This window comes from Mycobacterium simiae (assembly GCF_010727605.1).
Classification (GTDB): Bacteria; Actinomycetota; Actinomycetes; order Mycobacteriales; family Mycobacteriaceae; genus Mycobacterium; species Mycobacterium simiae.
Map to the genome: position 1 here is coordinate 4,780,155 of NZ_AP022568.1, position 13,033 is coordinate 4,793,187.

A 13,033-nucleotide genomic window follows, 5' to 3' on the forward strand; every position below is an offset into this window, starting at 1 on the left:
GTCGAACGTATGTTCTAATGGTGCCGAGAGCCAGCCCGCGGACCGCGGGCGACGTTCAGAAGGAGATCGCCGCAAACATGACCGTTGACACTCTGCCAGCCGCGCCGCCGTCCGCCGACCTCGACACTCCGGAAGTTCCAGCTTTTCCCTCCGCGCAGCCCTCGCCCGAGAGCCCGCCGGCGTCCGACGCACCCGCCGCCGCGGAGACGCCGAAGAAGGCTCCGGCGAAGAAGACGTCCGGTAAGAAGAGCAAGACTCTCGAGTTGACCCTCACCGTCACCGGCACCGCCGACGGTGAGTGGCGCGCCGAGCTCAAGCAAGGCAGCAGCTACCTGGCTCGTGACCTCGCTGTTGCCGCCGCCGCCGTCTCCCGTGCGGCCAAGGAACTGCACGAGGATCTCTCCGTCCCGATCGATCAGGTCATCGAAGAGGCCCGCGCCCAGCAGGCCGCTAAGGTCGCCGCCCTTGAAGCCGAGCTGGAAGCTGCCCGTCAGGCGCTCGCTGATCTGAAGTGAACCGGCGAATGCGTCCCTAAGCTTTTCTAGCGCAACGCGTTACGGCTGTTCGAGCAGCCGCAACGGATGCAGGCCGTCGACCGCGCCGACGAACGGCGGATGGATGCTGTAGCCGATCATCCGCTGGATGTCGGGGGACAGTGTGCGCGCGACGTCGCGGGGGATGGACAGCGTGAAGGCCTCCATCGGGCGCAGCCACGGTTGGCAGTACTGCGCAGTGACGGCCAGGCGGGCGCGGTCGGTGGTGTTGGCGCCGCCGCCGTGCCACAACGTGCCGACGAAGAGGACGCACGAGCCGGTGGGCATCACGACCGGTGTGCACGGGTCGTCGGGTCCGGGCGGGCGCGCGGGCCAGCGGTGGCTGCCGGGGTAGACGACCGTCGACCCGTTGTCGGACGTGAAGTCGTCGATCGCCCAGATGGTCGCGGCGGCCAGCGGCGCGCGGGGCCGCGGGATCGGGTAGAAGCCGTCGTCGTGGTGCAGCAGTTGGGCGGACTCGCCGGGCTGGATGTTGATGGCCTGCAGCGCCGAGAGCAGGTAGTTGGGCATCAGCAGCCGGTCCAGCACCGCCAGCACGCGTGGATGATCGGCGAGCCGGTCGCAGGCGCGGGTCCGGCTGAGCACGCTGTAGATGCGCTGGGTGCGTCGGCCTTCGAAGGAGTTGCGCCCCGTGTGCCCTAGTTCTGGGCCGACGGCCTCGCGGATCTGCCGGCAGTCGTTCGCGCTGAGCAGGTTCTCCCAGATGAGGTAGCCGTCGCGGTCCAGGGCCGACATGTCGGCGTCGACGATGGCGGGGTCGACAGTGGCACCGCTGCTCGGTGTCCATTTATGCCGGCCCGCCAGGTCGTTCTTGAGGTCGTCCAGCGTCGTGACGGGGTCGTTCATGTCTCCGACAGTGGACCTCCGCTGATTGCTGGTCAAGTGCCCTGCCGACCGACAATGGCATGCTTTCTGGCATGGCGACCGTGCCCGAGACCCTGTACGCGAAGGATGGCGATGTCCACCTCGCGTACCAGGTCGTGGGCGATACCGGTCCGAATCTATTGTTCGTCCCGTCCGGGACATTCCCGATCGACCTGTTGTGGGACGAGCCGACGGTCGCCGGTCATCTGCGTCGGCTGGGGTCGTTCAGCCGGTTGGTCATCACCGACCTGCTGGGGGTGGGCAGTTCGGATGCGGTGCCGATCCACGACCGTCCGGCGATGCAGGCGTGGACCGATGGGCTGGTCGCGGTGCTGGACGCCGTCGGCTTCGACTGTGCGTCGGTGTTCGGGATGTCGGAGTCGACGTTGCCGGTCATGCTGTTGGCCGCGGCTCATCCGGGCCGGGTGCGGTCGCTGGTGCTGGCGAGCGGCTATCCGCGGTTTCTGCGGGCCCCCGACTATCCGCATGGCATGCCCGAGCCGGCGTTCAGCCGGTATGTCGACTCGTTCGGCGACAGCGTCGGCCGGGGCCCGGTGACCGATAACTTGGCGCCCAGTTGGGCCAACGATGCCGGCAAGCGCCGGTGGTGGGCGCGCGGCGAGCGGCTGGTCGGCGGCCCCGGCTACTTCAAGGAGATCTTCGATCTGTTCCTGCGCACCGATGTGCGGCCCGCGGTGGAAAGCATCCAGGCGCCGACGCTGTTGCTGCACCGCCGCGATAGCCGGCACGTGCGCGTCGGCCACGGTCGCTACCTGGCCGAGCACATTGCGCAGGCGCGGTTGGTGGAACTCGACGGACAAGACGACGTGTGGTTCGCCGGCGATGCCGACACGGTGCTCGACGAGATCGAATCGTTCATCACCGGTGGGCGCGCGGCTCCGACGACCAACCGGGTGCTGTCGACGGTGTTGTTCACCGACATCGTCGGATCGACCGAGCGGGCCGCCGCGGTCGGCGATGACGCGTGGGCGGTGGCGCTGAACGCGCACAACGAGATCGTGCGAAAGCATGTCGCCAGCGCGCGGGGGGACGTCGTCAAGTTCACCGGCGACGGGGCGCTGGCCACCTTCGACGGCCCGGCGCGAGCGATCAACTGCGCGTGCGCAATTCGTGACTCGGTGCAAGACCTCGGCATCGACATCCGGGCCGGCTTGCACACCGGTGAGGTGGAAATGACCGACCGCGACGTGCACGGCATCGCGGTGCATGTCGCGGCGCGCATCATGGGGCTGGCCGGGCCGGGGGAGGTCCTGGTGTCCGGGGTGATTCCGCCGCTGGTGCTGGGATCGCGGATCTCGTTCAAGAGCCTCGGCAGCCATGAGCTTCGGGGTGTGCGCGGCCGCTGGCCGGTGCTGGCGGTGGTTTAGCTCCTCGGTGTGACGTGACCGGCAGCTTGCTCAGCCCAGTCATGCTCGGGTTGCCGAGATAGTGGTAGGAACCGTCGGTGACTTCGTAGTCGGGGATGCGGTCGAGGACCGCCTTGACCATCACCTGTGACATCAGCCGCGCCAGGTGCGAGCCGATGCATCGGTGGGGTCCAAGTCCGAAGGCCAAGTGGCGGTTGAGTGTTCGGTCCAGGACGACTTCGTCGGGATCGGTGAGGCTTTGCCCTCGAACTCGAATTGGATGAGGAAGCTGGTCAGGTCTTCGCTTTGATCGGCCCGCCGTTGTGCGGCGTGTTGGAGGACTTCCTCCATCATGGCCGGGACTTTGGCGATGGCGTCGGCGTATTCGGGGCTGTCTTGCGGGACGGCCCTGACGTTGTGGAACATGCCGGCGTAGAGATGCCAGTTGTCGAGCGGTAGACCCATCAGCCTCATGGTGAGGATGGCCGGGACCGGGCTGGCGTAGTCGAGGGCGAGATCCATTGTGCCCTGGTCGATGTGGCGGTCGAGGAACTCGTGTGCCTTGTCCTCCATGAAGGGTTTGAGTCTCTCGACGGCGCCGGGGGAGAAGAACGGGGCCAGCGCGTGTCGCAGGGCGAGGTGGTAGTCGCCGTCCACCTCGCCGATGCCCAGTGCCGGTTGACCTTCCGGGCGCGGGACGCCCATTTCGCCTTGTAGTCCACGCCGTCTGTTGAGTTGGGCTGGTACCGGTGGGAGAAGGTGGCGTCGTCGCGGGCTGCTTGGCTGACCGCGTCGTAGCTGCTGAGGTGCCAGAATCCGCCGTAGTTGGTGTTCCAGGCGACGGGCATTTTTGTCTGAGGGTGGCTCGTGGTTTTCGTTGAAGGCGTCACAGTGGTGGTCGAAGTCGACGATCGCGTCTTCGGCGACGTCAGGGCGGGGCGATTGCTTTGTCACTATCTTTGCATTATTAAGCTTCTGGACGGCCAACAGAAGTGGGAGCGATGAGCGATTACCGAACGGTCTTCAACCACGTCGGCCTGTGCGTGCGAGATACCGCGCGGTCGCGGCGCTTCTACGAGGAGGTGCTCGGCTTCCAATTCTGGTGGGAGCTCGAGCCACCCGACGATCTCACCGCGCAAGTGGTCCAGCTTCCCGAACCACTCGGGGTGAAGGCGACGTACTTGGTTCGGGACCGTTTCGTGCTGGAGCTGATCGACTACTCATTACGGTCGGTGCACGCCGGCGCACAGCGTGCCATGGATGAGACAGGGCTGACCCACATTTCGCTGTCCGTGTCTGATCTCCGTGCCGTGTTGGCGCGCGTTGCGGACAACGGCGGCTCCGTCGTCGAGGCGGCGGTGTCCGACGCCATGGCCATGATCCGTGATCCAGACGGGCAGCTGATCGAGCTAGTGACGGATGAGTGGCTCGCGGCGTTACCGCCGAGGCCGTAGGTGCAGCTGATACTGACTGCCTTGAGTGACGTCGCGGCTGCGGGCGAAGGGCAACACGATTAAATCGCAGTTGAGCGAAAGCCGTTGTGGGGTCATAACGGTCGACGCCGTCGGCCATCGACAGCTCGGGCCGTTGGGAAAGCCAGCGCATGAGGCGAAATGTGGGAGTACCTATAGCGGCTCTACTGGGCGATAAAGAAGACCGGCTTGCCTCCAAAACCAGCAGACACAGTCCACAGCCCATGTGCGCCGGCGGGCACCGTCACGCACCTGTTCCCGTTCGCAACTCCACCTTTGTACAAGTCGCCGATATCGTTTAGCGGATTGGGGATAACTCCGCAGCTGTCGTCGTAGGTACGGTTGTCTAACCCTACGAATTTGACTGTGATCCCATAGCTAACGTTGCCGGTTTGGTTTCCGGTGTAGGTGGCCGTGAGCAGGTACCGCTTCTGTGCTGGCTGTGGGAGGTGCTGCCGTCACAGCAGACGGCCGTCGCGTTGGACGGGTTCTGATCCGGGCTTTCGACACGATTCCCGGAGCTATTTGTGTAGTAGCCAGGCGGGCATTGACTCAACGGGACCGGCGATCTCGGTAGCTCACCCAGCCGGTCTACGAGATAGGCGCCCCCGGTACCTGACAGACCGATGATCGCGGCGACCGCCGCTGCTCCTACGAACGCACGAAACATCTGAAGCCCTTGCTCGATTGAATGAGACGTGGCGCAGCGTAGACAGGCCACAGTCATATGAGCATCGATTTCGCGAAACTTGGTGTCGGAGCTCACCCACCAGAGATTTTCGAAGGAAGCAGCCTTGGACCCTATCGCTACCGCAGACGCGATCCCGGCGGAAGCGCGTGCGGGACAGGTGGATAAGGCCGGCATGCCTTATGTCGGGCACGTCCGCCGGGGGCGTCCTACGTGGATCCGGCCAACACCGACGCCGTCGTGGCGGCGTTGCTGCACGACGTCATCGAGGACACCGGCATCGACGCGGCGGAACTGAAGGACCGCGGCATTCCGCAGCCGGCGATCGACGCGATCGAGCAGCTCACCCGCCGAGACGATCAGCCGTCCGCGACCTACTACCAACGCATCCACGCGCACCCCACGGCCCGGGAAGTCAAGCTCGCCGACCTGGCCGACAACACGGACCCGGACCGCCTCGCAATGCTCAGTGAGGTCGACCGCGCCCGCCCGACACCGAAATATGGTGGCGCCCTACGCAGCCCTCGGCGCCGACTTCGATGATGGTGCTCGGCGCAGATCCCATGCAGCACACTGAAATTCAGTCATCGACATAACGCGCGATCGTGTCTAAGAGCGCTTTGACGGTGCCGCCGGTTTGGGACTCCGCGGCGGCCAGATACACAGTCCACGACAGCAGCGGGCTGAGTGGTATGACCTGACTTGGCTGAGATCTGGGGTTGGCGGTGGTTGCGGCGGATGGCCAACGTGCGCACCGTGAAGACTGGGGGTCGAGCATCTGTCGGCAGTTGATGACGGCCACTCCCCGCAACGGATTTGGGCGCCGAAACTTGTCGTACCTAGTTGCGATGATGGGGTTATGTCTTTGACCGCGTCGTCTTCCCCCGACACGCTTAGCCCTGTCGGGCGCCTTGAGGTGTTGTTTGAGGAGTTGGCGGAGTTGACCGGTCAGCGGAATGCGATTGATGGGCGCATGGTGGAGATCGCCGCGGAGATCGAGCGCGACGAGCTGTGCGGTGTGACCGGGGCGCGGTCGGTGGCGGCGTTGATGGCCTGGAAGACGGGGTCGTCGTCGGCGAATGCCCACACGATCGCCGCGGTGGCGCACCGGCTGGCGGAGTTTCCGCGCTGCGTGGCGGGGATGCGGGAGGGCCGGTTGTCGCTGGATCAGGTCGGGGTGATCGCGGCGCGCGCGGGTGCGGGTTCCGATGAACACTATGCGGAGCTGGCCGCGGTCGCGACGGTTAATCAGTTGCGGACGGCGGTCAAGCTGGAACCGCGACCCGAACCCGAGTCCCGGCCGGGCCCGCAGGCCTCGATTACCCACACCTGCACCGAACAGTTCAGCTGTTGGCGGATCACCCTGCCGCATCTGGATGCGGCGACGTTCGAGGCGGCACTGGCGGCGCATCGTGATGCGCTGATCGGCGAGTGGAAACACGACCACGACAATGGCGCGCATTCCTGCGCTCAGGTGCCGCCGCTGCCGGGCACCGTCGAGGCGTTTATGCGCCTGGTCGAAACCGGGTGGGACGTTGAGGCGGCCCGCCGGCCCCATGGACAGCACACCACGGTAGTGGTCCACGTCAATGCCGCGCAGCGTGCGGCGGCGTTGCATCTGGGTCCACTGCTCTCTGAGGCCGAACGCCAATACCTCAGCTGTGATGCCACCGGTGAGGTGTGGCTGGAACGCGACGGGCAGGTCATCGGCGCCGGGCGCAGCACCCGGGTGATCAACCGGCGGCTGCGCCGCGCCCTGGAGCACCGCGACCGCACCTGCGTGGTGCCCGGCTGCGGCGCCACCCGCGGGCTGCACGCCCACCACCTGCGCCACTGGGAAGACGGCGGGCCCACCGAGTTGGCCAACCTGGTCCTGGTCTGCCCGTATCACCACCGGGCACACCACCGCGGCCTGATCACCCTCACCGGACCCGCCGACAAGCTCACCATCACCGACAACTCCGGGCGAGCACTCCGCCCAGGATCCCTCGCGCGTCCACCCACCCAACCTCCACCCGCGGTCCCACCCTGTCCCGGGCCCACCGGCGAACGCGCCAACTGGTGGTGGTATGAACCCTTCCAACCCCAACCACCACCAACCAACTAGCCCGGTGAAGCATCATCGTATCGATGTCCAAATGCGTTGGGGCATAGAAGCATTCGTAAGCGATACGCGCGGCAACCGCATCGTGAAATTCAGCGCTGACAACCAGCCGCGCACCACCGGCCCGCCAGCCCGGCGACCTCGGCAACACGCCCACCGCCATCCGCGCCGACGTGCGCACTAACGTGAGCCAACTCGGCGCCGAATTTGACGATGGAGCCCGACGCAGATCGCTGGCGGCACCGGCACAGTAACCATCCGATTGGCGGCGCAGTGGTCGCGATCAAATCCCTGACTTCGACACCACGTCAGCGGGCCCGTCCAAGGCGGTGGCGATCTGCTGGGTGATCGCCGCCGCATCGCTCGGGATCGAGCGGCTGTCGTTTGAGTCGGTCGTGCAACGTCTCGCCCTGGAGCAGACGCATATCGATATAGAGGATGCCTTCGATCTCGCCCCAATCGTGGATCGGGATGACGTGTGGCTCCTGAAGCACGGCCGCGGCACGCGACTCGCGCAGAAACCGCGCGCGGAATGCCCCGTCTTGCGCGTACTGCTCCTTGAGGAGTTTCAATGTGACGATGCGACCCTTGTCAGCGTCGTAGGCCTCGTAGACGTCACCCATCCCGCCCGTGCCGAGCAGGCGCCTGATTTCGTATTTGCCGAACGTCCTGCCGACGAGCGACCCTACCGCACTCTTTCCCTTCACTATCCTGGTCATTATCAGTGACGGGATCGGGTCGTGCAGACGTTTGCCGAAGAGCGCGCTCAGCCCTCGACGTAGCGCGTGATCGTCTCGACCAGCGCCCGCACGGCACCGGTCTGGGACTCCGCCGACGCCAAATACAGCGTCCACGTCATCGGCGGGCTCAACGCAACGGCGCGCAGATCGGGAAACCGCTTGGCGGCGTTGATCGGCAGCACCGTCGCCGCCAGACGATGCCGCATCAACTCGGCGGCAATCGCGTAGTCGGCGACCTCATACGCGCTGACCGGCCGCACCCCGGCCTCGGCGAATCCCGCGTCGAGGCGCTGCCGGATGCCCCACCCGCGCGGGAACTGGATGAAGTCCTGCCCGTCGAGGTCGGCCAACCGCACGTGGCGATGACGCGCCAACGGATGGCTCGCCTCGCAGACGAAGACCATGGGCTCGTGCATCAGCTCGCGCACTACGACCAGCCGCGACGGCGACGAGGGCAGCGACACCAGCGCCAGGTCCATCTTGCCGTCGGCGATGGCCTCCAAATGGCCGACCGATCCGGTCGGGCTTTGCCGCAGCTGCACGGTCACCAGCGGGTGCACGCGACGGAACTCCTCGAGCACGGCCGCCAGATTCAGCCCGCCCCACGACATCAGCGTGCCCAGCGTGACGGTGCCGGTCAGCTGATCGCGGTAATCGGCCACCGAGGCCCGCGCGCGCTGCGCGGTGTGGATGACGTCGCGCGCGTGCTGCAGAAAGACCTGGCCGGGCGGGGTCAGCACAATCTGGCGCTTGGACCGGTCGAACAGCGCGACGCCGAGCTCCTTTTCCAGCCGAGCCACCGACGCCGACAGCGCGGACTGCACGACGTGGATGCGCTGCGCGGCCCGCGAGAAATTCAGGTCCGCGGCCACCGCGACGAAGTACTCCAGCTGCCGCAACTCCACCCGACGAATCTATCGCAAACGAAGATCGTTTCGATCGAACTTCAGCGTTGGACTAGATGGGTACTCGGGTGTTTGCTTGAACCATGCAAGCCCTACGATTCACCGAGTTCGGCGGCCCCGACGTGCTGCGCGTCGCCGAGCTGCCCGACCCGCAGCCAACCGCGGACGAAGCGGTCATCCGGGTCGAGGCGGCCTCGATCAACCCCTCCGACGTCAAAAATATTGCGGGCCAGATGGACTGGACGGTCCTGCCGCGCATCCCTGGACGAGACTTCGCCGGTGTGGTTATCGGCGGCCCACCCGAGTGGGCGGGCGCCGAGGTGTGGGGGACCGGCGGCGACGTGGGCTTCACCCGTGACGGCTCGCACGCCGAACTCATGACGGTGCCGGTCGACGCGCTCGCCCGCAAACCGCAACGGCTCAGCTTCGACGACGCCGCCGCCGTCGGGGTCAACTTCGTCACCGCCTGGTACGGCGCGGTCGAAACCGCCCAGCTCACCGAGGGCGAGACCGTCGCCGTGTTCGGCATCTCCGGGGGAGTGGGCGGCGCCCTCGCGCAGATCGGCCGCGCGCTCGGCGCCCGAGTCATCGGGGTCGGCCGCCGCAAACCCGAGCCCGACACCCCTGCAGCCGAATCGATCGATGAGTACGTGGCCTTGGGCCCCGACACCCCAACTGAGATCCGACGACTCACCGGTGGCAACGGCGTCGAGGTCGTCTACGACGCGGTCGGTGGCGTCACCACCGCGGCGGCACTCGCCGCGCTCGCCCGTCGCGGCCGGCTGGTCGTCATCAGCGCCGTCGGCACCCGCACCGTCGGCGTCGACATCCAGGACCTGTATCGCAACGAAACCCGCATCCTCGGCGTCGACAGCGCGAAACTCAGCGTGACCGACTCCGCGCACAGGCTGCGAAAGATGTTGCCCTACTTCGAGTCCGGCGAATTCAAACCACTGCCGATCGCCGCCGGCTACCCGCTGAGCGCATCCCAAAAAGCCTACCGTGCGGTCGCAGCAAACATCGCCGGCCGCGTCGTGATCAACCCCGGAAAGGCGTAACCATGTCGTCCAACCTAACCGAGGACACCATCACCGAGGTGGTGCAGAAGACTTTCGACACCGCCACCGACCAACGCTTCCGCCAACTGTTGCAAAGCCTGGTGCAACACCTGCACGACTTTGCCCGCGAAGTGCGGCTGACCGGCGACGAGTGGTTCGCCGCAATGGATTTCATCGAGCGGCTCGGCAAGATCTCCAGCCCCACCCGCCAGGAGGTGGTGCTGCTCTCCGACATCCTCGGCCTGTCCATGCTGCTGGACGCCATGCACGAGAATCCCGGCGGCTCGGCCACCGACTCCGCGCTGCTCGGCCCCTTCTACGTCGAGGGCCGCCCGACTGCCCCCAACGGCGCCGACATCTCCAACGGCGTCGCCGGCACACCGATGTTCGTCACCGGCCGCGTGGTCAACGACCACGGCGACCCGATCGCGGGGGCGCACGTCGATACCTGGCACAGCGACGGCACCGGCTACTACGACGTCCAGCTGACCGAACAGCTGCACGGCGAGTTCGCCATGCGCGCGCTGCTCACCACCGACCAGGACGGTCGCTTCTGGTACCGCTCGATCACCCCGCGTTACTACCCGGTGCCCACCGACGGACCGTGCGGAGAAATCATGCGCGCCGCCAACCGCTCGGTGATGCGGCCCCAGCACGTGCACTTCTGGTTCCACGCCGACGGCTACCATCCGCTGATCACCCAGCTGTTCCTCAAGGACGACCCCTACATCGGGCGCGACGCCGTGTTCGCCGACCAGGCCTCGCTGCAGGCCGACTTCGTGCGCCACGAACCGGGCACCGCCCCGGACGGAACCACCGTCGACGAACCGTTCGTCACCTTGGACTGGACATTCACCCTCGCGGCCACATGACAGGATGGCGACCATGACACGCGTTCGGCTGGCCGACCTGGAACAGCAGCCCGAATCCATCCGCGAGTGGGCCGCACGCCGCGGCAACCTCAACGTCTTTCGGCTACTCCTCAACGCGCCCAACGTCTTTCCCGGCTGGACCCGCATGCTCGACGAGCTCTACGCCAGCCCGACCTTCGACACCCGGCTGCGGGAAGCCATCGTGCTGCGCGTCGCGCACCTGCAGGGCTCGGAATACGAGCTGGCCCAACATCTGCCGCTGGGGCGCGCCGTCGGGCTCACCGACCAGGAGCTCGATGCCTTGGCCACCGGCGAGTTTGCGGGCTTCGACCGGAAAGAACGCGCGGCCCTCGACGTCGTCGATGAGCTGTGCACCACCCGCCGGCTGCGGCCCCAGTCCGTCGCCGCCGCCCGGAAAATCTTCGGCGACGAGGCGCTGACCGAACTGCTGATGCTCGTCAGCTGCTACTACGGCCTGGCCCTGGTGCTCAACGCGGCGGATCTGGACATCGACGGCCCAGCCCGCTCGACGAACGAAGGACAACGCCGATGACGCGGATCCCGTATCGGCGGCCCGAGGACATGACCGAGCAGGCCCGCCAATTGACCGAGGAGCGCGGCAATCTCAACGTCTACCGCACCCTGGCCAACGCCGACAAAGTGTTCACCGGCTGGATGCTGGCCGGCCGCGACGCCCTGACCAGCCCAGTGTTGACCCGCCGGCTGCGCGAACTGGTCACGCTGCGCACCGCCGCGGTGATGGACTGCGCCTACGAACTCGGCCAGCACCGCGACATCGCGCGCACGGCGGGCCTGGAACCCGCCGAGATCCAAGCCGTCCTCAGCGACGGCGATTGGGAGACAGCCCAATTCGACCCGACCGAGCTCGCGATCCTGCGCCTGACCACCGAACTGGTCAGCACCCGCACCGTGGCGGACGCACTGTTCGACCAGGTGCACCAGGCGCTCGGGCCGGAGGCCACCGTCGAGGTGCTGATGGTGATCGGCCGCTACGCCGGCCTGGCGCTAATGCTCAACGCGCTCGACGTCGACCTCGACGAAACCGCCCGGCTGCCGACCATACCCAGGTGACGCCCTGCGGCTCAGTCGCCGAAGCCAGTCGGGGTCGGTGGCGGCGGCGCGGGGGCCGGGCCGGCCGGAGCCGCACCGTCGAGCCGCGCGGCGGCGAAGGCGGCGCCCTTGTCGATGTATGCGCCGCCGTCGGCGTAGGTGTTGTGCGCGGCGAAGTTCATGCCGTCCGAGCACACCGGATCGTCGGTGGCGCACACCTTGATGGTCTTGGCCTGATACGTCGGCCCGATCACCACCGGGGGCTCACCGAGAAAGTTCATGGCCCGCACATTCGGCGTTCCGAACAGCACGACCGCGGCGACATGGTCGGCGATTTCGGGCGCCAGCGGTTTCGGCACGGTGGCGGGGTCGACGCCGTCGGGCACCTGCGCGGAGGTGACGAAGCCCATCACGGCCGCGCCTTGGGAAAACCCGCCGAGCACCATCTTGGTCTTGGGGCACTCGTTGGCCATCGACACGATGTGGGCGCCGGCGTCGCGGATGCCGTCCAGGCCGGTGTTCCACTCGTTGCTCGCGGGGTAGTTGACCGCATAGACGTCGACAGACTTTCCAGCTTCACGCCCGCGCAGGTTGTCGATGAATGCCTGCCCGGTGGGGCCGACGCCCTCGGGCTCGCCGGTGCCGCGGGCGAACACCACTTGAGCATCGGGACACGGCTGAGCCGAAGCCGTAGGGGAGACAAGGGAACTAGTGCCAAGGCCCAACACGGCCACAGCCACGGGGCCAACGATTCGAATGATGTTTCCGGCGATCATGCCGCTGTAAATGCCCATCGGTGCCTATCCCAAACCTTTGAGTTCCCTGACCAGTTGACCACCGTTTGCCAAAGACCACAAAGCCGACACGCAGTAGTGCGACTGGTCTTGTTTGGCCATGTCCCCGGTCGATGCCGAAGGTCTGCTAGCCGGTCCCGACGTCGTGCTTTGCAAATCCATCGGCTTGCCCCAGAGGATAGCAGGCGGGTGCGGGCCGCGCGCGGTGGGCGATCGGGATGAAAGCTGTTCCTGGGCCGAGTGTCTGAAAACTCGCGTTGTCGCCTCGATGGGTCAGCCACCCAAGTTACGCACCGCAGTGTTGACATCTTCGGCTTGTTGGGCGAGTTCGTCCTCCGACAATCTCGCGCCACCCGCCTGCCGCAGCAAATCTTCGCGGCGCATGATCTGCAGGGCGCCGCGGTAATCCGGGCCGTCGAGTTCGGCCGGCGTGACGACTGCGACACGGCCTTCGATCAACACCAGTGCCGCATCCGGGTCTTGGGATGCGAGCAGCCGACGGACGTCGTCAGCGCTGACGGGCATGTGCCACCTCCGATACGAG

General features: G+C 66.5%; 14 protein-coding genes and 2 pseudogenes. 9 read left to right on the forward strand and 7 right to left on the reverse strand.

Annotation, left to right across the window (positions count from 1 at the left end):
• Positions 1 to 77 precede the first annotated feature (77 nt).
• Positions 78 to 515, forward strand: a complete 438-nt coding sequence (locus tag G6N33_RS22265) for a DUF6319 family protein (RefSeq protein WP_044512004.1) — start codon at positions 78 to 80, stop codon at positions 513 to 515.
• Between the two features lie 39 nt (positions 516 to 554).
• Here the strand turns inward: G6N33_RS22265 and G6N33_RS22270 are convergent, their stop codons facing one another.
• Positions 555 to 1,400, reverse strand: a complete 846-nt coding sequence (locus tag G6N33_RS22270; protein WP_044506719.1) for a phytanoyl-CoA dioxygenase family protein — start codon at positions 1,398 to 1,400, stop codon at positions 555 to 557.
• 71 nt (positions 1,401 to 1,471) lie between these two features.
• On the opposite strand from G6N33_RS22270, the gene G6N33_RS22275 reads away from it, so the two are divergent.
• Positions 1,472 to 2,806: an adenylate/guanylate cyclase domain-containing protein gene (locus tag G6N33_RS22275; protein WP_044506717.1), complete on the forward strand. Its 1,335-nt coding sequence runs from the start codon at positions 1,472 to 1,474 to the stop codon at positions 2,804 to 2,806.
• Here G6N33_RS22275 and G6N33_RS22280 read toward each other — a convergent pair.
• Positions 2,739 to 3,739, reverse strand: a pseudogene (locus G6N33_RS22280) (cytochrome P450). The gene G6N33_RS22275 and the pseudogene G6N33_RS22280 sit on opposite strands and share 68 nt — an antisense overlap.
• 47 nt (positions 3,740 to 3,786) lie before the next feature.
• Between G6N33_RS22280 and G6N33_RS22285 the strand changes: the two are divergent.
• Entirely contained in the window at positions 3,787 to 4,239 is a 453-nt protein-coding gene (locus G6N33_RS22285) for a VOC family protein (protein ID WP_044506716.1), read from the forward strand.
• Between the two features lie 370 nt (positions 4,240 to 4,609).
• On the opposite strand, the gene G6N33_RS27895 is transcribed toward G6N33_RS22285, so the two are convergent.
• Positions 4,610 to 5,122 (reverse strand): DUF3761 domain-containing protein, encoded by a 513-nt coding sequence (locus G6N33_RS27895; RefSeq protein ID WP_332107454.1) that lies wholly within the window; start codon positions 5,120 to 5,122, stop codon positions 4,610 to 4,612.
• A 36-nt stretch (positions 5,123 to 5,158) separates the two neighbouring features.
• On the opposite strand from G6N33_RS27895, the gene G6N33_RS22295 reads away from it, so the two are divergent.
• Both G6N33_RS22295 and G6N33_RS22300 read left to right on the forward strand, forming a co-directional pair.
• On the forward strand, positions 5,159 to 5,488 hold the full coding sequence (locus G6N33_RS22295) for an HD domain-containing protein (protein ID WP_231382425.1): 330 nt from the start codon (positions 5,159 to 5,161) through the stop codon (positions 5,486 to 5,488).
• Between the two features lie 316 nt (positions 5,489 to 5,804).
• Positions 5,805 to 7,052, forward strand: coding sequence for an HNH endonuclease signature motif containing protein (locus tag G6N33_RS22300; protein WP_163771619.1), 1,248 nt, complete (start codon positions 5,805 to 5,807; stop codon positions 7,050 to 7,052).
• A gap of 316 nt (positions 7,053 to 7,368) precedes the next feature.
• Here G6N33_RS22300 and G6N33_RS22305 read toward each other — a convergent pair.
• Positions 7,369 to 7,768: pseudogene (locus tag G6N33_RS22305) on the reverse strand (protein kinase domain-containing protein); the annotation flags it as partial.
• Positions 7,769 to 7,815: 47 nt separating this feature from the next.
• The gene (locus G6N33_RS22310) at positions 7,816 to 8,694 is read right to left on the reverse strand and encodes a LysR family transcriptional regulator (protein ID WP_044506712.1); all 879 of its coding nucleotides are present in this window, start codon (positions 8,692 to 8,694) and stop codon (positions 7,816 to 7,818) included.
• Positions 8,695 to 8,777: 83 nt separating this feature from the next.
• Here G6N33_RS22310 and G6N33_RS22315 point away from each other — a divergent pair, with 83 nt between their 5' ends.
• Genes G6N33_RS22315 through G6N33_RS22330 form a run of 4 tightly spaced genes read left to right on the forward strand, consistent with a single transcriptional unit; the run spans position 8,778 to position 11,716 of the window.
• Positions 8,778 to 9,752: a quinone oxidoreductase family protein gene (locus G6N33_RS22315; protein ID WP_044506711.1), complete on the forward strand. Its 975-nt coding sequence runs from the start codon at positions 8,778 to 8,780 to the stop codon at positions 9,750 to 9,752.
• 2 nt (positions 9,753 to 9,754) lie between these two features.
• Entirely contained in the window at positions 9,755 to 10,624 is an 870-nt protein-coding gene (locus G6N33_RS22320) for a dioxygenase family protein (protein WP_044506709.1), read from the forward strand.
• 13 nt (positions 10,625 to 10,637) lie between these two features.
• Positions 10,638 to 11,177 (forward strand): carboxymuconolactone decarboxylase family protein, encoded by a 540-nt coding sequence (locus G6N33_RS22325; RefSeq protein ID WP_044512002.1) that lies wholly within the window; start codon positions 10,638 to 10,640, stop codon positions 11,175 to 11,177.
• The gene (locus G6N33_RS22330; RefSeq protein WP_044506707.1) at positions 11,174 to 11,716 is read left to right on the forward strand and encodes a carboxymuconolactone decarboxylase family protein; all 543 of its coding nucleotides are present in this window, start codon (positions 11,174 to 11,176) and stop codon (positions 11,714 to 11,716) included. The genes G6N33_RS22325 and G6N33_RS22330 overlap by 4 nt, the downstream gene beginning before the upstream one ends.
• An 11-nt stretch (positions 11,717 to 11,727) precedes the next feature.
• Here the strand turns inward: G6N33_RS22330 and G6N33_RS22335 are convergent, their stop codons facing one another.
• Both G6N33_RS22335 and G6N33_RS22340 read right to left on the reverse strand, forming a co-directional pair.
• The gene (locus G6N33_RS22335; RefSeq protein WP_061559718.1) at positions 11,728 to 12,489 is read right to left on the reverse strand and encodes a cutinase family protein; all 762 of its coding nucleotides are present in this window, start codon (positions 12,487 to 12,489) and stop codon (positions 11,728 to 11,730) included.
• A 273-nt stretch (positions 12,490 to 12,762) separates the two neighbouring features.
• The gene (locus G6N33_RS22340) at positions 12,763 to 13,014 is read right to left on the reverse strand and encodes a hypothetical protein (protein WP_044506703.1); all 252 of its coding nucleotides are present in this window, start codon (positions 13,012 to 13,014) and stop codon (positions 12,763 to 12,765) included.
• Positions 13,015 to 13,033: the final 19 nt, after the last annotated feature.